The following is a 20,025-nucleotide window of genomic DNA, read 5'->3' on the forward strand; positions in this document are numbered from 1 at the left end:
TACCTGTTTTGGTTTCAGAAACTAAGGATTAGGGGAAACAAAATCGGTGAGGTGTTGTTTCAGGGTGCGAAACAGGAAGCCGCGGTCTTCGCCGCATAGCCAGCAATCAATACCCTGACTACGCCAAAACTGTTGCTGTTGCGGTGTGCGGGGATTAGCACAGAAACGCTTCCCTGCGGCGATACAGCGGCTGGCAAGTAAGCGGATATGCATTTCAACATCAGGATGCGACGGTTGCGGGCCGAGCTGCATACTCATTGCCAGGTCCAGTGCTCCTTCCATCACCAGTGTCACTTGCGGAATACGCAGGATTTCATCGATGGCGTCAATGCCGGGCACCGTCTCAATCATGGGTACCAGCCACAACTTCTCATTCGCATGGCCGATGTAATCGCCGAGCGGCATCGTGCCAAAACCAGTGACACTGCCACCGGTGATGCCGCGCGTACCCAACGGCGGGAAGAACATCGCATCACAAAGCGCACTCACTTGTTGTGCATTTTCGGTACGTGCCAGCACAATGCCATGCGCACCCATATCGAGAATGCGGCCGGCGCGCGGAATGTCATCCACAGTGATACGCACCAGAGGAATACACCCCTTGAGTTGCCCCAGCTGAATGCAGTGGCTTAACAGTGTTTCGTTGTGTGGTAAGTGTTCCAGGTCAAGCAGAACGAAGTCATAACCCGCGGTAGCAATCATGTCCACAATAGTCGGATGCGGAACGGAGTTGAGGATGCCATACAGCGCTGATTGCGACTGCAGGCGTTCATCAGGTGAAGTCAGAGAAATCATGCGAAACCCATTTAATAATGCTTATCGTTTGCATTATCATTACCATTCTGTCGATCTTTTTCAAATGATTTGACAAGAATAGTTAACTATATTCACTGTGTGACGGTGACTTATCTACCTTAACTTGTGTGGCTGGATTACCTGAACCCTAAGGTATCTCCACGATATTTAGACGTAATTCCCCTTTAACGACGATAACGTGCATCAACATCACGTTAGAAAAACTTCAACAGCGGATTTTTCAAAAAGAGAAAAGATTAATGAGAGGCAAGTGGCTTTTACTGTTTTCTATCCTGTTTTGGCCCGTGTCCGGCATGGCAAAGCCGGTCACCGTCACCGATCTTGCCGGGCGAAATGTGACGCTCAATGCCCCGGCAACACGCATCATACTGGCCGATAGTCGCATGCTACTGACGATGAGTTTGTTGCATCCTGGCGATGCGCTGAAAGGGATTGTGGCCTGGGACGACTCGTTAAAAACCCGTGCGCCCGATATGGCCCGCTACTTTGCTCGTCAATACCCACGGTTAAGCGATATTCCTGTATTTATCAATCCGTATCGCAGTACGTTCAGCGTTGAGCAGGCGATGACGTTAAAACCGGATTTGGTGGTGTTTGATATCGGTATCCTGGCGAAATTGCGCGGCGAAGGTACGCTGGCACTACTGGAAAAGAGTGGCATCCCGGTGATCTTTATCGACTTCCGCCACAAGCCACTGACCAACACACCGGTCAGTCTGCGCCTGCTGGGGACAGTGACCGGCGAAACCCAGAATGCCGAACGTTTTATTCAGCGCTGGAATCAATTGCTGGCGCGTACCCAGGAACGCATTGCGGCAATCCCACAAGATCAGTGGCCTGGCGTGGTGTTTGAGAATCATGCAGGGATGAGCGGCATGAATTGCTGCGCGGTATTTGGTCGTGATAGTTTCGGCGAGTTCATTCCAGCCGCCGGTGGGCGCAACCTGATTGCCGATAAGGTGCCGCCACAAGGCGCGGACATTAGCCCGGAGTTGCTGATCGTTGCACGACCGGATATTTATCTGATGAGTGGAGCGGACTGGAGCCAGCGCGGTAGGACGTCGCTGGCCGTTCCCCTCGGTTATGACGCGACGCGAGCAACTACCCTGCCACGTTTGCAGGCACTCATGCAGCGTCCCATGTTGAGTGTATTGCCTGTGGCAAACGGGCATCGCGTCATGGCCATCTACCATCAATTCTACGACAGTCCATTCAACGTCGTGGCGCTGGAGGCAATGGCTAAACTGTTCCATCCGCAGTCATTTGCCGATGTGGATCCGCAAGCCGATCTTGAAGCACTCTATCGTGATTTTATCGGCATGCCCTATCGCGGCTTGTTTTTCATCCAGCTATAAAAACTAAGCCCGCTCAGTGCGAGCGGGCTTATCAGGTTTAGAATTTCACGCTAACACCCGCGGTCACTGAACGGCCTGGCGCCGGTTGGCGTCCCCACGGACTGGTATCAACGCCACGGAACCAGTAGTCACGATTGAACAGGTTGTTCACCCCAATATAACCATTCATTACCGTGCTGCCAGATTTATACAAATCGCGGCTCACTTGCGTGTTCCACACCCAGTAAGACGGCATCTCGCCAACCGAACCGGTGCTGTTTTCGCTTACCGAGTTTGCTGCATCAGCAAAGGATTTACTAAAGTAGTAACTCGCCAGTGATAACGTGGTACCGCGCCATTCATAGCTGCCATCCAGCGTCAGTTGGGTGCGGGAAGCATAGGGCACCTCTTTGCCACGGTTGACGCCGTTACGCTGCTCCGCCTGCAAATAGGCATAACCGGCGTGCAGTTTCAGCCCGTCGACCGCTGCCGGGCTCCAGAAACCTTCCAGCTCCACGCCCTGATGACGAGTGCGACCAATGTTCAGGTAGCTGTCAGAGGTGCTGTCATAGGAAATCTGATCTTTATAATCGATACGATACAGGCCCGCATGCAGACTGAGGTTGTCCATGGGCGTGTAGCGCACGCCACTTTCATAGTTCCATGCCAGTTCTGAGCTGACATCCCCGCCCTTCACAATCTGTGTCACTTGCGCGGGACGCAAACTCTTTTGCATATCAGCATACAGGAACCACTCTGGTGCCAACTGATAGCCAACGGTCAACCCCGGCAGCCACTGTGTATCCGGCGAAGAAGTACGCTGGCCGCTCTTTTTATCCACATATTTTTCACTGACGTTCTCGTAGCGCATGCCCGGCGTAATGGTCAGGGTATCGCCAAACAATTTCACGGCGTTACTGATATACCCCGCCCAGGCTTTATCATCAAAATTCCAGTCGCGCGTCACCGTCGTGACCCCGGTCGCCAGCGCCTGCTGACGCACCTGATAGTCCACTTTTTCGCTGACGAAACGACCACCGATGATCCATTGTTGGTTCACCTTGTCACCATCGACATCCAGGCTAATACGGGGCTCGGTACCCCATACTTTGAAATTACGTGGGGAGTTTTGCACGATATCGGCAGGCAGCGCCGGGTTGAAGTTCTGCCCCGGAATTTTACTCATCCCAACATGGAAATCACGGTCTGATTCATGACCGAAGAACATCCAGTTAAATTCCGCCGAATCGATGAAACCGAGCGATCCCAACTGCTGGTTGTATACCGCGCTGTATCGCTTCGTGTGGCCGTCATAATCATCGTACGGACGAGTGCTTTGACGGCGATCGCTCAGATAATCCGCAGTGGAAAGCGCACCGGCCAGATCGGCATGCGCGTCATAGTACTGATAAGAAAGATTTAACGTGGTGTCTTCATTGATATTCCACAGGCCGCGCACGCGGAAGTTCTGTACTTTACTGTCACTGTGCTCGCGGAACGAACTGCCTTTCACCTGGTTGGCCTCCACTTGCAGCCCGAAATCATCATTCAGCATGCCGCCAGTCCGTAGATAGGTATCCCACAGATTTCGCCCTTTGCCGTAGAAGGTAGCGCGCTCACCGATTTCATTTTCCCATTTCACCGGGATAGGCTTGCTGATCAGGTTGATCACGCCGCCGACGTTATTCGGGCCATACTGCACCGCTGCACCGCCGCGCACTACGTCAATGCGGTCGATGGTAGAGAACGTCACCGGGAATAACGACATCCCTTCCTGACCGTAGGGTGCTAACGCCAGCGGAATACCGTCCTCAAGGATCTGTGCGCGACCGCTACGGCTGTCATAAAGGCCGCGAACCGCGATCTGCGGCAACACGCCAGTGCCCGTTTCGTCCTGAATTTTCACGCCAGGAACGCGTTGTAACGCGTCATCCAGCGTGCGATTTGCCCCTTTCTGCAATTGGTCGTTGTTAATCACGGTCCGGCTACCAGCCCAGGTTTTCACCTCTTCGGCACGCGAGTCCCCAAGCACGTTACCGGATACCACGATAGTTTGATCTGCTGCGTAAGCGAATTTTCCTGCCAGAATCACGGCGAGCGCCGAGGCTATCTTGTTGTATTTCATTTTCAACCCTGAATGATAATGTATGTAATTAGTAATGATTTTGATAAACATTACCATTATCAAAAAGAATTAACATATCCTTACGTACAGTAAAGTTATGTCAAGAATTTTTTTGAACATTACTCTTCGATTAGACAGTCGACTTTTTTAATAGAATGAGGATGGAAATCGAGGTTTTCCACAGCCTGTAGCGCCTTTGAGAGGAAATGTTCGGTTTTTCAAAAAAAGATTCAAATTATTTGAATATCATGTGGAATTTTTTTGAATCTGAACTGCCATTTTATTTGCGCGGGAATTGATGTACCTAAAAGCATTCTGGACATTGCGAACAGTCATATTATCAGTCAGTTAACGATGTCAAATGATAATGATATTTTTATTAGAATAATCAATCGTTTAAACCGAAATAGCATAAAACTAATCCTGATGGAAGCAACAGGAGGTCTGGAATCCGATGCAGCCTGCTATCTTCAGTCTGAAGATTTTGATGTTGTCGTCATTAATCCCCGACAGACATGCACGACAGCAGGCAATCGGCATGTTTGGCGGTCTGGTGTCCGTTGCGGCGGCGGCAGGCCCGGTGCTTGGCGGTGTTCTGGTGGGGGATTTCGGCTGGCGCAGCATCTTTCTCATCAACCTGCCTGTGGGTCTATACGGCATCTGTTCCGGTTACAGGCTGTTGCCTGCTGCCTTGCCATCCCGTTTACGGGCGCTGGATTTCACCGGCCAGGTTCTGGCGATGGCCACCCTGGGCTGTCTGAGCTGGGTCCTGATACAGCTCCTGGAACAGGAATGGGGTCAGAGTACGCTGCCGTTAATGGCGCTGGCATTTTTTCTCTTCGTAGGCAATCTGTCCGCCGGGCGGTTAATGCGGTGCTGGGGAATAAAAAAACAAATGGTCACAGGCCTTCTCGCAGGCAGCGCGGGTTATGCAGGAATGATATTGCTAAACGGACAGATAACCCTGTTGGTCTTTATCTCAATGGCCCTGCTCGCAGGTGGCGTGGCGTTTGCCGTACCGCCAATGACCGCACTCGTACTTGCAGGCAGAACGCGGGACACAGCAGGTACCGCCTCAGCCATACATACCACTTTCAGGCAAACAGGTTCCCTGGTGGGCATCGCGCTGGCCGGGCTGATATTCTCATGCACGCAGGCCCCCATAACCGTACTGATGGGTTTATCAGCACTGGTACATCTGTTGCTAGCGCTGATGAATGCGGTGATGCATTCTGACATTCCCTAGTTTATCTGAATGTTCATTCCTGGCTGCTGCTGCGGTAGTCGTTATCCAGTTACGGAAGCGGCGACTTATCTTCTGTAATATGGCGAACTCCTTGTATACAAGGTAATACGCAATCAGTGAACTAATCGGCATTTCCTGCGGGACAATCAGCAAGCCCCTCTCCTGTTCTTCGCGCATAAGAGTAATGGGAACAAGTACGATACCTTTTATCTGGCTGAAAGCTGGCCGTATTGCCCGCAGACAGATGCGCCCTTCAGTGGTCAGTCCCGGACGGCGATGACTGCGAAAGAACAACGTGATTATCCCCCAAACGGGACTTGTGGTGAGTAAGCTGACATGGACCTCCTTCAGGCTAAAGCCTCACAGGGACAATCACCTCCTCCCGGGAGGTGGCTTAACGCTGACAATAAATAAGCGCGACTTAACGCCACGCTTTGATTTAAATGCAGAATACGTTTTCACTCGGTTACTGCGGAATAGGCGTCACCAACGGCTCGCCAGCAAAATAGGCGTTGACATTTTCCAGCACCAGACGCGACATCTCTTTGCGCGTCGCCCAGGTAGCACTGGCCATATGCGGCGTGACCACCACATTTGCCCGGTGTAACAATGCGTGCGGGACGTGCGGTTCGTCGGTGAAAACATCAAGACCGGCTCCCCCGAGTGTCCCCTCTTCGATGGCTTCAATCAGCGCCCGCTCATCGACGACCGATCCACGGGAAATATTGATCAGAATGCCTTCTGCGCCCAGAGCATTCAATACATCGCGATTAACGAGGCCGCGGGTTTCTGCACCACCGTTGGTACAGACCACCAGAAAATCACTCGCCCCGGCCAGCGATAGCAATGTTGCATGGAAGGTGTAATCCATGTCGGCAAGTGCTGCGCGATCCGTATAGGCGATCGACATATTAAATGCAGCCGCGCGTTTGGCGATAGCACGCCCAATACGCCCCATGCCAATAATGCCTAACCGCGCTCCTGAGACTTTACGGGTCCAGGGATAACCGCCCTTCTGCCATGCCACCTGTTCGATAAAGCGTTGTGCTCCAGGGATCTGGCGTGACGTTGCCAGTATCAACCCCATGGCCAGGTCGGCGACGTCATCCGTCAATACGCCGGGGGTATGGGTCACAGCGATCTCACGTTCTCTTGCTGCGGCAACATCAATACCGTCATAGCCAACACCAAAGTCGCTGATAAGTTCAAGGTTAGGTAGCCGTCCCATAAATTCGCGACTGACCACGGCTTCGCCGTTAGTAAGTACTACACGAAACTCGGCGGCCAGCCGGTCAAACTCCCCGGCGGCCATGTCGTTGTATTCATACACATCGTATAGCGCGTTCAGTTGTGCATTCAACTGATCTGGCAGCGATGCCTGCTTCAATATTTTCTGTTTAACCGCGATATTCTTCATAACAAGACCTTAGTGTTGCGATAATGATGAGGCTGACGATTTTGTCACTATTACTTTAGCCGGACGGCCAACATAGATACCGACGATGCCGCCGATAACCAGTGCCGTAGCAATGATCAATAAGCCATAATGGAAACTGCCGGTGACATCCTTTATTTTCCCCAGCAATGGCGGCAATCCCAGACCGGCAAAGTTGGCAATGGCATTAATGAAAGCGATAGAAGCCGCCGCAGCAACACCCGCTAATTTTTCGGTCGTTACCGCCCAGAATATCGGGGTCAGCGCGAAGTTAAAGCCGACGGTCAATACCAGCATAATATAGGCAACAAAGAGGTTACTGGTATATATCGAGGCAGCCAGCAGTAAGCCGGAAATAATTAACGGCACCCCCAGATGCAGCGAGCGCTCTTTGGTAAGATCTGAATGGCGTCCATTCACGTACATAAAGATCGCGGCAAAGGCAAAAGGAATGGCCGACAAAACGCTAATAACAAAATTACTCTGTTCTGTAGCCACACTTTTAATAATGAGCGGCAGGAAGAGTGTAATACCAATTGAGCAAAATGCTTGCAGGAACCACACCAGACTCAACATCAATACCACTTTATTCCTGAGCGCACTGGCCCATGAATGATGTTTCCCTACTTCTACGTCACTATTCTCTTGTTGTAACCGGGTGTTCAGCCATTTTTTCTCGTCCGCACTCAACCAGGTGGCATGATTTGGCGTATCCGGCAGACGTAACAGTACCAGACAGCCGAGAATGATGGCCGGGATGCCTTCCATCGCAAACAGCCAGCGCCAGCCCGCGATATCGGCAATGCCGTGCATATTGAGAATACTGCCGGAAATCGGTAATCCAATCACTGACGCCAGCACCGATCCCATATAGAAGAACGACATGGCACGGGCGCGGTTGCTCTTGGGAAACCAGCAGGAGATATAGTAGATAATCCCCGGTGTAAACCCGGCTTCTGCCATACCCAGCAAAAAGCGCATCACATACAATTGTGTCGGCGTATGGACCAGTGACATCCCGGCGCTGACAATCCCCCAGGTAATCATGATGCGCGCAATCCAGATGCGTGCACCAACCCGCGTCATAATGACGTTACTGGGTATTTCAAAAATAATGTAGGAGATATAGAACATACCGACACCCAGGCCATACATACTGGCAGACAAGCCTAAATCGGCATTCATTTGCAGTGCCGCAACGGATATATTGGTTTTATCCAGATTGGCAACAAAGTAGCAAATAATAATAAAAGGTATTATTTTTGCGTTTAATTTTTTTAGTGTTGTAGAGCACAGATCGATGTTCATTATTATCACCTTAATGAGTCTGTCCCTGGTGTCAGGGCATAAGATGGCCATCCCACCTAATGTGGATTAAAAAACAAATACGGATATATCGATATTATTATTAATTGCTTTATTGATATAGTTTTACTTGATATCTCTGTTACTTAAAATATATAGAACAGGTTACCATTCGGCGACAGCACCATCTTCATAACGCCAAATTGGGTTGCGCCAGTCAGGGGCATTCTTACTGCGCTCAATCACCAACTCCTCATTAATTTCAACGCCCAGTCCGGGTTTATTCAGCGGATAGAAATAACCATCCGTCATGGTAAAATCTTCTTTATTAATGACATAATCCAATAATTCGGCACCCTTATTATAATGGATACCCATACTCTGCTCCTGGAATACCGCATTACGCGCCACAAAATCCAGATGCAGGCAAGAAGCCAGTGCGATCGGCCCCAACGGACAATGCGGTGCCAGCGAAATATCGTAAGACTCTGCCATCGCCGCAATTTTGAAGCATTCCGTGATCCCACCCGCGTGCGACAAATCCGGCTGGATAATGGCTAAACCACCGTCGGCCAATACACGTTTGAACTCAAAGCGCGAGAACATGCGTTCACCGGCTGCAATGGGAATATGTGTCTGAGCAGCCAGACGAGGATAGTATTCTGCCTGTTCGGCCAGTACCGGTTCTTCGATAAATAGCGGACGGTAAGGTTCGAGCTCTTTGATCAGAATCTTCGCCATAGGTGCATTGACGCGGCCATGGAAGTCGAGTCCGAACTCAATGCTGTTACCGAATGCTTCACGTATTTGCGCCACGACAGCGACGGCATCGTCAACTTTACGTGAATTGTCTATCATGCCCATTTCTTCGCAGCCATTGAGTTTAAAGGTATCAAAACCAATGCCTTTCAACTTTTTAATGCCTTCAATCACATCTGCCGGGCGGTCGCCGCCAACCCAACTGTAGGCTTTAATCTTATCGCGAACCAGACCACCGAGCAGTTGATAAACAGGAACGCCCAGGGCTTTGCCCTTAATGTCCCACAGTGCCTGATCGATACCGGAAATCGCGCTCATCAGAATCGGCCCACCGCGATAAAATCCACCGCGATACAGAGTCTGCCAAATGTCATTGATGCGCGCCGGATCCTGTCCGATCACATATTCAGACAGCTCATGCACAGCAGCCTCCACACTGCGGGCACGGCCTTCAACAACCGGCTCTCCCCAACCGACAATGCCTTCATCAGTTTCTATTTTCAGGAACATCCAGCGCGGCGGTAGCCGGTAGGTGGTGAGTTTGGTCACTTTCATCGGGTTGATTCCTTATAAGCTTTAACAAAGGCGTTAGCTTGTTGTGTCGTACGTTCAACAGACTGTCCGGCACGGTAGAGATCACTTCCCAACCCTGCACCGATACAACCGGCATTAAGATAGAGATGTAAATTTTCAGGAGTGATCCCCCCCACGGCAAAGACCGGAATTTCTGGCGGTAGCACCGCTTTCAACGCTTTGATGTAATCCGGTCCAAATGCGTTGGAAGGAAAGATTTTCAGCGCCTGAGCGCCCGCATCCAGTGCATTGAAGGCTTCCGTCGCGGTCGCGCAACCAGAGCAAACGGTCATGCCATACCCCACAGCCCGACGAATCACTTCCGGCTGAATATTAGGGGTGACCACCAGACGGCTACCCATCGCATTCAGTTCATCAACTCGCGCGGGTTGTAAAACCGTCCCGGCACCAATCAGCGCCCGATGCCCAAACTCTTTCACCGTTTCACTGATGCTGCGCTGCCAGTCAGGAGAGTTGAGTGGGATCTCCACTGCATCAAAACCTGCCTCCAGCAATGCTGTCACATGCGCCTGAACGTCTTGTGGTGTGATACCGCGCAGAATGGCGATTAACGGAAGTTTAGTATTCCAACTCATTGATAATACTCCTTATACCTGTCTGGAAAGCGCGATCGCCTTCCAGCGTTTGCCAGGTCAGTCCGGCAAACTTCAATGCCTGCTGGTAACGTGCGGTCAGTTTGGGACTCCCAATTAAGGTGATGGGCTGATCGCCAGTGATGCCGTATTGCCGCTGCATTTGCGACACTTCATTGCCGATCAACAACCCCGATAGCCATTCACTGACGGCGCTTTTATCTAATTGCCCTAACACATGCGCCGCGCGGGTCTCAAAAAGACTGCGAATAATGTTGGTTTCTTTGAAACCACTCTCCAGCCCCTGCTGGAATACCGCCGGATTTGCCTGTTGCCCGGTCAGCCCGATACCAATCAGCGAATGGTGCATCAGCAAATGGTGGAGTTCGCCGGTCATGACGGTACGGAAATCAACAATCTCGCTACCGTCCATCTGTACCCATTTACTGTGCGTTCCCGGCATCAGATAAAGCGAAGCCGGACATTCTGTATAAGCACCGATTAACTGTGTTTCTTCACCGCGAATGACATTGCAATTACCCTCGCTGACCACACTCAGACCGGGAATAATCCACGCGTTGAACGGTGTGGCCTGCTCCACCCGCGTTAACTGTCTGGAGAAATCAGTCAGCCGCGTCGGGCAAGGCAGATACGGTACCGTCATCCATCCTGCGTTGCTGCCAACCATTCCCGCCATCAGAACCGGTACCTGATGAGCTTGCCAGGGTAAAAGTGTGTCGCGGAAAACCTGTTCAGGAGTACGGCCATTGAGCCGGGTAACCCCCGCTTCTGACTCCAGGTGATCGGTACATTCACCGTTCAGGTAGAGCCAGGCGCGAAAATTGGTCGAGCCCCAGTCAATGGCGATATAGCTTTCTCTCATGTAATATCCTTCAGCCTTTTGGTCGAGCTGGCGATCATTGTCAGTGCCGCCTGTTCTGCTGCATCTGCGTTCTGATGCCGTATCGCATCGTACAGATCCTGATGCTCCTTCAATGTGCGCGGCATGTTGGCTTCATCGGCCATATAGGTCCGTTCAAATACGGCACGCTGCAAGGAACTTATCGCCACACTGAGTTGTTGCAGCACCGGGTTATGCACCGACGCCAGTACCGCTTCGTGAAAACGGATATCAGCCTCATTGAAGGCGTCACGATTTTGGTGATCGGCGATCATATCGTTAAGTGCCTTTTCAATAACCGCTAATTCGCTGGAGGTCGCCCTTTCCGCAGCCCAGCGGGCAATGACCGGTTCAACCAGATTACGCACCTCGCTCATCGCCGGGATCAGCCGCGGGTCATAATCATTCGCCAACGACCACTGCAAAACATCGGTATCCAGATAATTCCACTGGTTGCGTAAAGCCACAAAAGCACCGCGATAACGCTTTATCTCCACCAGCCGCTTCGACATCAACGAGCGAAGCACTTCACGAATGATGTTCCGTGACGTCTGGAACTCTTCGCACAACTCGGTTTCCGCTGGCAATGCAGACCCCGGGGCATATTTGCCACTGACGATTTGCTGCCCTATCTCAAGAATAATGCGATCGGTTTTGCTCAACTCCTGGCTACTCATAGAGGCTCCACAAAAGAATAAAAGGAAAAGTTGCCGGGTACTTTACCTGTATCGCGCCTATGCGTCGCAAGATCACCGTACAATTCACAACTATTGTTCTTAATTTTCATGAAAATTGTAGTACAATTTATTAAACACGTACTGCAATACAGATCACAAAACGGACAATGCCTTGCGATTTTGCTGAACAGGATGGGTTAGCACGAAGGACGTTTCTGTTTGGAGGAAAATGAGTATGAGGTCTGTACTGGTCAACAAAAACTGGCCACGGCTTTAGAGTTTTTCCAGAACAATCTTTCTGATTCATTCGGCGTCAAACCACCATTATATTGATGGGGTCTGAGCTGGCTGTAATATCCTGTGATGAAATTCGTTATTGCCGTGCTGGCTTGGCTAAAATTCGCGTAGCCATTATGTAAGCACACCTGTTTTAGTTCCACGCACGTTTGAGATATCCTGGAGGAGATCAGGATGCTTACCGCCCCCCTTACTCCCCTACTTTGCTGATTTGATAATAGCCGTTCTGTTTATACGCCTCTCACTCAATAAGGCGAAAATCCCGGCTGCGGCCACGATTGACGCACCGGCCAGCGTGGAAGATGATGGAAAACTGTCGAGGAACAGAAAACCAAGCATCATCGACCAGACCATCGTGGTGTAATCAAAAGGCGCCAGCAGCGACGCATCGGCGTAACGCAGGCTCAGGGTAATCAGGATCTGTGCCATTCCGCCAAAAAATCCGCAACCGATGAGCAGTAAAAGCTGCAAGGTAGTCGGGATTTTCCAGCCGAAGAAAATCGTCGCCAGACCAATCAGCATGGTCATCAGCGAGAAGTAGAAAACGATCGCGCCCGGTCTTTCGATGCCATTTAAAAAACGGATTTGCACCGAAGAGACGGCCGTACACATCGCCGCCAGCAGCGCCAGAATCACGCCCAGCCCCGCTGAAACCTGCTTAACACTGCCCGACAGCAGCGAACCGCTGTCTGTCAGATGCGCCCACAGCATGACGATAATGCCGGTGAAACCGATGCCCACCGCCAGCCAGCGGGCTGCGTGAACATTTTCACGCAGTAAAACCGCGGCCATGACCACCGTAAATAGCGGCGCGGCGTAGCTTATCGCCGTGGCATCCGCCAGCGAGATATACACTAACGCCAGATAGTTAAAATACATTCCACCCGTGCCGGAAAAACCGCGAATTAAATGGCCGAATATATTCTTCGTTTTAATTTGCGGGAAAACAGGGCCCTGCAATTTGAGCCAGATCAGCAGCGGGAATAAGGCAACGAAAGAACGAAAAAATATCACTTCTCCGGTAGGTATATTTCCGCTTAACCCTTTCACGCAGGCCAGCATTAATGTGGCACACAGGGCTGATAATATTTTTAGCGAAATACCCATTCTGGCGTTCATTATTAACCTTCGTTCCTGGTGAGCAGCGGGATGAATCTGTCCGCTATTCTGGCAGAGCTGCCTTTTTCCCGGTCATACAAAAAGCGTATCGCCATACAGGGTTTACTTCTTATACAACGCCAGGGTGAGCTTATATAGTCGGGCTGACTCATAAAGAAACCGCAGCCAGTTTTGCTCACAGTGAGCCAGGGGAAGTTGTCGTCACACACTGCTAATTAAAAAATCCCGGAGAATGAATGATGAAACTGAAGTTACTGTCTTGTTCCTTGCTGGCGTTGCCACTGATGGCGGCCTTTTCCTCTGCGAAAGCGGATGTTCTTTCTGATATTCAGGCACGCGGTTCACTCAATTGTGCCGTGTATTCCGATGTGCCGCCGTTCTCGTCGCCGGATCCGAAAACGCGCCAGCTTGCGGGAATGGACGTCGATTTATGTACGGCGTTAGCCAAACAGATGGGCGTAAAACTCAATCTGATGCCGACGTCTATTGAGGCGCGCATTGCGGTGATCGCCACTGGGCGCGCCGACGTGCTGATTGCCAATCTGGCGTATACCAAAACTCGCGGCCAACAGATTCAGTTCAGCGACCCGTATTATGTGGCGAAAGAAGTGCTGGTGGTGAAAAAGCCCAACGTCGATAAAACTCGTGCGGATTTTAAAGGCAAACGCATCAGCGCCACCAAAGGCACAACGTCTGAACAATCGATTTATCTGGCAGGCGCAAAAGCCGTGACCTTCCAGGATGCTGCGTCGGCCTTTCTGGCGCTGGAACAGAATAAAGCGGTGGGCTTTGTGACCAACACCATGACCGCCATCAAAATGATTTCTCAGGCCGGAAAAGATGGCATTGAACTGGGGATGATCAAAGAGCCGATGGCGCTGGAGCCGATTGGCGTCGGCATGAAAAAGGACGAACCGGCATTGCTGGCGAAGGTTAACAGCAGCCTGAAAGCGATGGATGACGACGGCACCATCGATAAAATCTGGGATACCTGGATCGGGCCAAATACCGAATACAAAATGGTGCGCGAAGACAAAGTACAGCCGCTCTCCAGCCTTAAATTCGAACCTCTGGAATAACCGATGATCACTGCGTCGCACGAGGCGCCTTCCCGCGCCTCTTTTATTCTTGCCAGTCAGGGCGACAACATCAAAATCTCCACCATCGGCAGCCGTGCATGGCTGATTGAAGCGCCAGGAGATTTCGACCTGCCCGCCCAGCGCCGCATCTGGTCACTGGCGGTCGCATTGCGTGCGCGTAATGATATCGAATCACTGATCCCCGGCGTGACCAATCTGCTGGTGCTGTTTCGCCAGACACCGGCAGATTACGACGCCACCTTTGCCCTGCTGGTGGCCGCCTGGGAACAGGCACAGGCCGTACATCCGCAAGGCAAACTGATTGAAATTCCGGTGATTTACGGCGGCCAATATGCCACCGATCTGGACGCGGTTTGCCAGCATACCGGGCTTTCGCCACGCGAGGTCATCCATCGCCATTCCGAGGGTTGCTACACGGTGTTTTCACTGGGCAGCGCACCGGGTTTTGGCTATCTCCACGGGCTGGATCCGTCTCTGGCCACGCCGCGTAAAAAAGTCCCCTCGCTGAATATGCTCAAAGGCACCGTGACCATCGGCGGCGCACAGACCGGGATTTCCGCGCTGACCGGGCCAAACGGCTGGAACGCCATCGGATTCGCCGAACTGACGCTGTTTGACCCGCAGGCGGAGAATCCTGCACTCATGGCACCGGGGGACAGCGTGCGCTTTCTGCCAGAAAGGATTGAATTGTGACTGAACCAGCCGTGATTGAAATAGTGAAAACCGGCCCGCTGAATACCGTTCAGGACGCGGGCCGCAACGGATTTCGGGATATCGGCGTGTCCGTCAGCGGCGTGATGGATCCGCTGGCGTTTCACGCGGGCAACATCATGCTGGGCAATGACGAAAACGCCGCCTGCATTGAAGTGCAGATGTTTCCGTTTAAGGTCCGGTTTCTCGCCGATACCAGCATTGCCATCACCGGCGCAGATTGCCGCACGAAGCTCGACGGTACAGATCTTCCGCCCTGGTGGGCGTGTTCCGTCCGCGCAGGGCAGGAACTGGAAATGCAGTTCCCGCGTTACGGTGCGCGCAGCTATTTGTGCGTCGCCGGAGGCATTGACGTCCCGGTCGTTATGGGCTCGCGCAGTACCGCGCTGCGTGGTGGTTTTGGTGGTTTAGACGGACGACCACTGGAGAAAAACGATCGCCTCGCGGCGGGTAAAACCACCGCATCTCCCCTGCCTGCGCAAGGTATGGGCATCGAGCCGCCGGAGATCGCGCTGGCAAACGTATTCCCGACCAGCACTGAGGGATGCGTGCAACTGCGGGCTATTCCCGCCGGAGAATACACGCTGTTTGAAGCCGATCTTCCCCGCTTCTGGTCGCAGCCGTGGAAAGTGTCCCTGCACAGCAACCGCACCGGTTACCGCTTATCCGGCGCGCCGGTCACGCCCTCGAAAGTCATCGAAATGCGTTCATACGGTTTAGTCCCCGGCATCGTTCAGGTTCCGCCTGCCGGCGAGCCGATCATTCAGCTGGCTGACGCCAATACCGCCGGAGGCTATCCGAAAATTGCCGGAATTATTGAAGAAGACTTATGGCGCCTGGCGCAGGTTCAGCCCGGTCAGAGCATTCAGTTGGTCAAAAGCGATGCACGCGAAGCCATTGCTGTTGCGGCGCAGATCAGCCAGTGGCTCACCCGCCTGCGCGATAGCGTTATGCCGGTGAAGAAAATCATGGGGGTTTAAAACGCCCTATGGATGAAACAGAAAACGGGCCAGAACAGGCCCGTTTTTTTATGCTTCTGACTCAGACATTATGACTTCAGCTCCGCACAAAACTCTGCTATCCGGTCGCAGCCGTCTTGCAAAACTTCCATGCTGGTCGCATACGAAATGCGGAAATACGGACTCATACCATAGGCCGCGCCCTGCACGGTGACGACGTGTTTTTCTTCGATCAGCGCCATCACGAAATCGGCATCGCTATTGATGTGACGCCCGCCTGCGGTGGTTTTCCCGATGCAGCCTTCAATGTTCACGAACAGATAGAACGCACCCTGCGGTTTATGACAGCGCAGTTCATGCACGGACGTTAACCGCTCCAGCACGTAATCGCGGCGCTGGCGGTAGATTTCGGCGCGCTCTTTCAGTAAATCCTGCGGGCCGTTAAGCACCGCGACCGCCGCCGCCTGCGTGAGCGTGGTGACGCCGCCGCTGTTTTGCGTGTTCACGTTACTCATAGCTTTAATCAGATCTTGCGGACCGCCGCAAAAACCTAAACGCCAGCCGGTCATGGAATAGGCTTTCGACACGCCGTTGACCGTCAGCACGCGATCGAGCAAACGCGGTTCCACTTCGGCCAGCGTATAAAACGTCACGTCGTCATAAATCAGATGTTCGTAAATGTCATCAGTCAGGATCCACACGCCCGGATGGCGCAGCATCACCTCGCCCATCGCCTGCAATTCCTGGCGGGTTGCCACGGAACCGGTCGGATTGCTCGGGTAATTCAGCAGCAGCCACTTGGTTTTCGGCGTAATCGCCGCGTCGATGTCCTGCGGATACGGCTTGAAATTGTTCTCCTCCGGGCAGGCCACCGGCACCGGAATACCGCCCGCGAATTTGACGATATCCGCATAGCTAATCCACGACGGCGTCGGGATCACCACTTCATCGCCCGGATTAATCGTCGCCAGCATCGCGTTAAAAATAATTTGCTTCGCGCCGCCTGCAGTGAGGATCTGGCTCACGTCGTAATTCAGGTTGTTATCGCGCTGAAATTTACGCGCAATGGCCGCCCGCAGCGCCGGGGTTCCGTCGGTCGGCGGATAACGGGTATCACCGCCGAGCGCGGCGGCGTAGGCGGCTTCCGTGGCATGAGGGGGCGTCGGAAAATCCGGTTCACCGGTAGAAAGCGCAATGACGTTCACGCCTGCGGCTGCGAGGTCACGGGCCTTTTGCGTCATGGCGACGGAGGCAGAAACAGAGACATTTTTTAAGCGATCGGCGATATCAGGCATGGTCCTGGGGTTCCATTGTTTTTATCGAACGTAAAAAGACGGACAGCGATGAGGCACTTCAGGGGAAAGAGTAATGAGGAACGGACCGCGCCGACCAATAGCGCTTTGTTGTGGTGACATAACACAAAACAATGGCTGAACGCGCAAATCAGGCAATTTGCACCGGCGCAGTGCAGGCGGGAATTTTCATTATTCGGGAGGCTGCGCAAAGGCAGAAAACATCCGGCTATACAGTGAATAAATCGGCGGGTAAATCAGAAGGAAAACCGGATATCGGACATAAATCAGCCTGTTAGTGCGTGTTGGCACTCATCTTGCTTCATACACATTACTTATAACACCACTTGTTTCCGTGATGAGGATGCCATCGTGAATCTCCGCCGCCTTAAATATTTTATCAAGATTGTCGATGTGGGTAGCCTCACTCAGGCCGCAGATATCCTGCACATTGCGCAGCCTGCGCTCAGCCAGCAACTCGCGACGCTGGAAGGCGAAGTGAATCAGCAACTGCTGATCCGCACCAAACGCGGCGTGACGCCGACCGAAGCGGGCAAGATTTTGTATATCCACGCGCAGGCCATTTTGCGCCAGTGCGATCAGGCCCAGAGCGCGATTGACGGCTCGGCGCTGGCACTTTCGGGCAGCGTTTCTGTCGGGCTTGCGCCGGGCACCGCCGCACAGCAACTGGCATTGCCGCTGATGGAAGAAGTCCACCGGCAATATCCGGGCATCGTATTGTATTTCAATGAAAACTTCGGCACCACGCTCAGCGAGCTGATCATGAATGGCCGGATGGATATGGCGGTGATTTACGGCAACCGGGAAATTCACGGATTACGGTTTATGCCGCTGATGAAAGAAGAGTTGTATTTCGTCTGCCCGCACGCGCTGAGCAAACCGCTGAAATCCGTCAGTCTGGCGCAGGTGGCAAAGTATGACCTGTTCCTGCCGCGCATTTACAACATCATGCGTAAAGTCATCGACGACGCGTTTATCCATGAAGCAGTAACGTACCGCGTGAAGTGCGAAATCGAATCGCAAACCACCCTCAATGCCGCGCTGGCGGCGGGGTTAGGCTGCACGATCATGCCGGAATCCGCCGCCCGTGCGATGCTCAAAGCCTCGGGTTCGTGGATGGCGAAAATTGATAAACCGAATATTCAGGCGGCGCTGTCATTTTGCATGTCCGACCATCTGCCGCTGTCCCAGCCCGCCGAAGCGGTCAAAGCGATTTTACTGTCGCTGATGGCCAGCCGCACGGTGGATAACCGGCCACTGACGCTGGTGGGGTAATAAGCACACCTTATTACCGCAAAGCGAAATCCTCTTTCCTGACGTCGGCAGTGACACGATAGAGTGCTTTTACCGCCCGCAAAGCGGGTCGTTTTGTCGTCGTTATTGCGCGGGGACACTCTCTCTTCGACGGGAAGGATATGGAAAAAAAAGCACCAGCACTCAGCGAGTTGCGAGATATCGCACGAAAGATGCGTACGTCCGGCCTGAGCCAGATTGAACTCAGCGGAAACGGCTTTCGGATCAGCATGAAATACGCGCCAGTCTCCCCCGCCATTTTGCCATGCCGCATGCCGGACGAAACGCCTGCGCTTCCCGTGCTGACCGCTCCCGACGCGGTGTGTGCACCTTTCCCCGGCATTGTGTTGTTACGGCATCCGCTCAACAAAATTCCGTTCACACAACCGGGTGAAAAAGTCGGGAAAGATGCGCTGCTCGGCCTGCTGAAAGTCGGCGTGATTTATCTGCCGCTGCGCAGCCCGGTGCAGGGCGTGGTGGAATCCCTGTTCGTGGAAGACGGTGACTGCGTGGAATACGGCGCGGAGATTTTCACTTTACGCCGCGAGGAGCTGGCCGCATGAAATACATCGATTTAAACGCCGATATCGGCGAAGGCTTTGGCGATTACACTATCGCCGACGACGCCGCGCTGATGCCGCTGATCACCTCCGCCAACGTGGCCTGCGGGTTTCACGCGGGGGATGCGGTGATTATGGCGAAGACCGTCGCGCTGGCGAAAAAGTATCAGGTGGATCTCGGCGCGCACGTCGGATTTCCCGATTTGTCCGGGTTTGGCCGCCGCCGGATGCATATCGAACCGGAGGTGATGGCGCATTACGTCACCTATCAGCTTGGCGCGCTTTCTGCTTTTGCGAAAGCGGCGGATTACCCGCTGACGCACATGAGTTTCCACGGTGCGCTGGGCAATATGGTGTCCGAAGACGCCCGGCTGGCACGGGTGTTATTGCAGGCGGTGAAGAATTTCGATGCACAAATGATCATCAGCACGATGCCCGGCAACGCCGTCGAACGCATGGCGCGGGCGCTGGATTTGCCGGTGATTGGTACGTTTCTCGCCGACCGCGCCTATGAAAGCAACGGCCTGCTGGTCAGCCGGACGCTGCCGGGCGCGGTTATTCATGACAAAGAGCAGGTACGCGCGCGCATCCGGCAGTTGCTGCGCGAAGGCACGGTGCAAAGCATCGACGGCGTGACGTTGCCGGTGGATGCGACATCGATTCTGGTTCACGGCGATACGCCGGAATCCCTCGAAATGGTGCATACGCTGCGGGAAATTATTGCCGAAATGGACATCGCGCTGATGCCCCCAGCCCGGCAACGCCGCCAGATGGCACGGTAAAACACGCTGTTATAAGCCCCTCTTATCGCCTCACACGGTTTATGTCTTATACCGTCTGAGAATTACTGGATACAGTCAGAAAACACCCACCGGCAGAACATGATGGAGCCGGAGGTTTAACAGGAGA

The 20,025-nt window shown here is 52.9% G+C and carries 18 protein-coding genes and 2 pseudogenes; 9 read left to right on the top strand and 11 right to left on the bottom strand.

Annotated elements, in window-relative coordinates:
* Positions 1-21: 21 nt before the first annotated feature.
* Entirely contained in the window at positions 22-795 is a 774-nt protein-coding gene (locus tag J1781_RS13490) for an HpcH/HpaI aldolase family protein (RefSeq protein WP_129951017.1), read from the bottom strand.
* A gap of 314 nt (positions 796-1,109) precedes the next feature.
* Here J1781_RS13490 and J1781_RS13495 point away from each other — a divergent pair, with 314 nt between their 5' ends.
* Complete coding sequence (locus J1781_RS13495; RefSeq protein WP_238483532.1) at positions 1,110-2,171, top strand: ABC transporter substrate-binding protein; 1,062 nt, start codon at positions 1,110-1,112, stop codon at positions 2,169-2,171.
* Between the two features lie 37 nt (positions 2,172-2,208).
* Here the strand turns inward: J1781_RS13495 and J1781_RS13500 are convergent, their stop codons facing one another.
* Entirely contained in the window at positions 2,209-4,275 is a 2,067-nt protein-coding gene (locus J1781_RS13500; protein ID WP_217157428.1) for a TonB-dependent receptor family protein, read from the bottom strand.
* A 267-nt stretch (positions 4,276-4,542) separates the two neighbouring features.
* Between J1781_RS13500 and J1781_RS26185 the strand changes: the two are divergent.
* A pseudogene (locus J1781_RS26185) lies at positions 4,543-4,788 on the top strand (IS110 family transposase); the annotation flags it as partial.
* Complete coding sequence (locus J1781_RS13505; RefSeq protein WP_238483537.1) at positions 4,763-5,521, top strand: MFS transporter; 759 nt, start codon at positions 4,763-4,765, stop codon at positions 5,519-5,521. The pseudogene J1781_RS26185 and the gene J1781_RS13505, both read left to right, overlap by 26 nt.
* A gap of 466 nt (positions 5,522-5,987) precedes the next feature.
* On the opposite strand, the gene J1781_RS13510 is transcribed toward J1781_RS13505, so the two are convergent.
* From J1781_RS13510 to J1781_RS13545, 8 genes and pseudogenes are all read right to left on the bottom strand, one after another.
* A complete protein-coding gene (locus tag J1781_RS13510) occupies positions 5,988-6,938 on the bottom strand; it encodes a 2-hydroxyacid dehydrogenase (protein ID WP_217233740.1) in 951 nt (316 codons plus the stop codon).
* Between the two features lie 9 nt (positions 6,939-6,947).
* Positions 6,948-8,264 carry an MFS transporter gene (locus J1781_RS13515; RefSeq protein ID WP_217233741.1) on the bottom strand — a complete coding sequence of 439 codons (1,317 nt, stop codon included), beginning with the start codon at positions 8,262-8,264 and terminating at the stop codon, positions 6,948-6,950.
* 162 nt (positions 8,265-8,426) lie between these two features.
* A complete protein-coding gene (gene dgoD, locus J1781_RS13520; RefSeq protein WP_015690092.1) occupies positions 8,427-9,575 on the bottom strand; it encodes a galactonate dehydratase in 1,149 nt (382 codons plus the stop codon).
* Entirely contained in the window at positions 9,572-10,189 is a 618-nt protein-coding gene (locus tag J1781_RS13525) for a 2-dehydro-3-deoxy-6-phosphogalactonate aldolase (protein ID WP_217137954.1), read from the bottom strand. The genes dgoD and J1781_RS13525 overlap by 4 nt, the downstream gene beginning before the upstream one ends.
* On the bottom strand, positions 10,173-11,069 hold the full coding sequence (locus J1781_RS13530; RefSeq protein ID WP_217233742.1) for a 2-dehydro-3-deoxygalactonokinase: 897 nt from the start codon (positions 11,067-11,069) through the stop codon (positions 10,173-10,175). Before J1781_RS13530 ends, J1781_RS13525 begins: the two co-directional genes overlap by 17 nt.
* Complete coding sequence (dgoR, locus tag J1781_RS13535) at positions 11,066-11,764, bottom strand: D-galactonate utilization transcriptional regulator DgoR (RefSeq protein ID WP_013575998.1); 699 nt, start codon at positions 11,762-11,764, stop codon at positions 11,066-11,068. The genes J1781_RS13530 and dgoR overlap by 4 nt, the downstream gene beginning before the upstream one ends.
* Positions 11,765-12,015: 251 nt before the next feature.
* Positions 12,016-12,141 (bottom strand): annotated as a pseudogene (locus tag J1781_RS13540) (IS3 family transposase); the annotation flags it as partial.
* Positions 12,142-12,259: 118 nt separating this feature from the next.
* Positions 12,260-13,180 carry a DMT family transporter gene (locus J1781_RS13545; RefSeq protein WP_217233743.1) on the bottom strand — a complete coding sequence of 307 codons (921 nt, stop codon included), beginning with the start codon at positions 13,178-13,180 and terminating at the stop codon, positions 12,260-12,262.
* A gap of 239 nt (positions 13,181-13,419) precedes the next feature.
* On the opposite strand from J1781_RS13545, the gene J1781_RS13550 reads away from it, so the two are divergent.
* From J1781_RS13550 to J1781_RS13560, 3 genes are read left to right on the top strand one after another with little or no spacing between them, the layout of a single operon-like run.
* Entirely contained in the window at positions 13,420-14,259 is an 840-nt protein-coding gene (locus J1781_RS13550) for a transporter substrate-binding domain-containing protein (RefSeq protein WP_041689107.1), read from the top strand.
* 3 nt (positions 14,260-14,262) lie between these two features.
* Positions 14,263-14,973, top strand: a complete 711-nt coding sequence (gene pxpB, locus J1781_RS13555) for a 5-oxoprolinase subunit PxpB (RefSeq protein ID WP_129951007.1) — start codon at positions 14,263-14,265, stop codon at positions 14,971-14,973.
* Positions 14,974-14,984: 11 nt separating this feature from the next.
* Entirely contained in the window at positions 14,985-15,971 is a 987-nt protein-coding gene (locus tag J1781_RS13560) for a 5-oxoprolinase subunit C family protein (protein ID WP_205951552.1), read from the top strand.
* A gap of 68 nt (positions 15,972-16,039) precedes the next feature.
* Here J1781_RS13560 and J1781_RS13565 read toward each other — a convergent pair whose 3' ends face one another.
* Positions 16,040-17,245, bottom strand: coding sequence for a pyridoxal phosphate-dependent aminotransferase (locus J1781_RS13565; RefSeq protein ID WP_015690101.1), 1,206 nt, complete (start codon positions 17,243-17,245; stop codon positions 16,040-16,042).
* Between the two features lie 369 nt (positions 17,246-17,614).
* Between J1781_RS13565 and nac the strand changes: the two genes are divergently transcribed.
* The 3 genes from nac (at position 17,615) to J1781_RS13580 (ending at position 19,898) form a co-directional block, all read left to right on the top strand.
* Positions 17,615-18,538 (top strand): nitrogen assimilation transcriptional regulator NAC, encoded by a 924-nt coding sequence (gene nac / locus J1781_RS13570; RefSeq protein WP_129990874.1) that lies wholly within the window; start codon positions 17,615-17,617, stop codon positions 18,536-18,538.
* 140 nt (positions 18,539-18,678) lie between these two features.
* Positions 18,679-19,119, top strand: a complete 441-nt coding sequence (locus tag J1781_RS13575) for an acetyl-CoA carboxylase biotin carboxyl carrier protein (protein ID WP_129951004.1) — start codon at positions 18,679-18,681, stop codon at positions 19,117-19,119.
* The gene (locus tag J1781_RS13580) at positions 19,116-19,898 is read left to right on the top strand and encodes a LamB/YcsF family protein (RefSeq protein ID WP_217219464.1); all 783 of its coding nucleotides are present in this window, start codon (positions 19,116-19,118) and stop codon (positions 19,896-19,898) included. The genes J1781_RS13575 and J1781_RS13580 overlap by 4 nt, the downstream gene beginning before the upstream one ends.
* The last annotated feature ends 127 nt before the right edge of the window (positions 19,899-20,025 follow it).

Source organism: Rahnella perminowiae (assembly GCF_019049695.1).
GTDB classification, from domain to species: domain Bacteria; phylum Pseudomonadota; class Gammaproteobacteria; order Enterobacterales; family Enterobacteriaceae; genus Rahnella; species Rahnella perminowiae.

Bases quoted from the DNA above. Each gene is read 5' to 3' on its own strand.
- J1781_RS13490 (WP_129951017.1), bottom strand. From the start codon at position 795: ATGATTTCTCTGACTTCACCTGATGAACGCCTGCAGTCGCAATCAGCG.
- J1781_RS13495 (WP_238483532.1), top strand. From the start codon at position 1,110: ATGGCAAAGCCGGTCACCGTCACCGATCTTGCCGGGCGAAATGTGACG.
- J1781_RS13500 (WP_217157428.1), bottom strand. From the start codon at position 4,275: ATGAAATACAACAAGATAGCCTCGGCGCTCGCCGTGATTCTGGCAGGA.
- J1781_RS13505 (WP_238483537.1), top strand. From the start codon at position 4,763: ATGTTGTCGTCATTAATCCCCGACAGACATGCACGACAGCAGGCAATC.
- J1781_RS13510 (WP_217233740.1), bottom strand. From the start codon at position 6,938: ATGAAGAATATCGCGGTTAAACAGAAAATATTGAAGCAGGCATCGCTG.
- J1781_RS13515 (WP_217233741.1), bottom strand. From the start codon at position 8,264: ATGAACATCGATCTGTGCTCTACAACACTAAAAAAATTAAACGCAAAA.
- dgoD (WP_015690092.1), bottom strand. From the start codon at position 9,575: ATGAAAGTGACCAAACTCACCACCTACCGGCTACCGCCGCGCTGGATG.
- J1781_RS13525 (WP_217137954.1), bottom strand. From the start codon at position 10,189: ATGAGTTGGAATACTAAACTTCCGTTAATCGCCATTCTGCGCGGTATC.
- J1781_RS13530 (WP_217233742.1), bottom strand. From the start codon at position 11,069: ATGAGAGAAAGCTATATCGCCATTGACTGGGGCTCGACCAATTTTCGC.
- dgoR (WP_013575998.1), bottom strand. From the start codon at position 11,764: ATGAGTAGCCAGGAGTTGAGCAAAACCGATCGCATTATTCTTGAGATA.
- J1781_RS13545 (WP_217233743.1), bottom strand. From the start codon at position 13,180: ATGAACGCCAGAATGGGTATTTCGCTAAAAATATTATCAGCCCTGTGT.
- J1781_RS13550 (WP_041689107.1), top strand. From the start codon at position 13,420: ATGAAACTGAAGTTACTGTCTTGTTCCTTGCTGGCGTTGCCACTGATG.
- pxpB (WP_129951007.1), top strand. From the start codon at position 14,263: ATGATCACTGCGTCGCACGAGGCGCCTTCCCGCGCCTCTTTTATTCTT.
- J1781_RS13565 (WP_015690101.1), bottom strand. From the start codon at position 17,245: ATGCCTGATATCGCCGATCGCTTAAAAAATGTCTCTGTTTCTGCCTCC.
- J1781_RS13575 (WP_129951004.1), top strand. From the start codon at position 18,679: ATGGAAAAAAAAGCACCAGCACTCAGCGAGTTGCGAGATATCGCACGA.
- J1781_RS13580 (WP_217219464.1), top strand. From the start codon at position 19,116: ATGAAATACATCGATTTAAACGCCGATATCGGCGAAGGCTTTGGCGAT.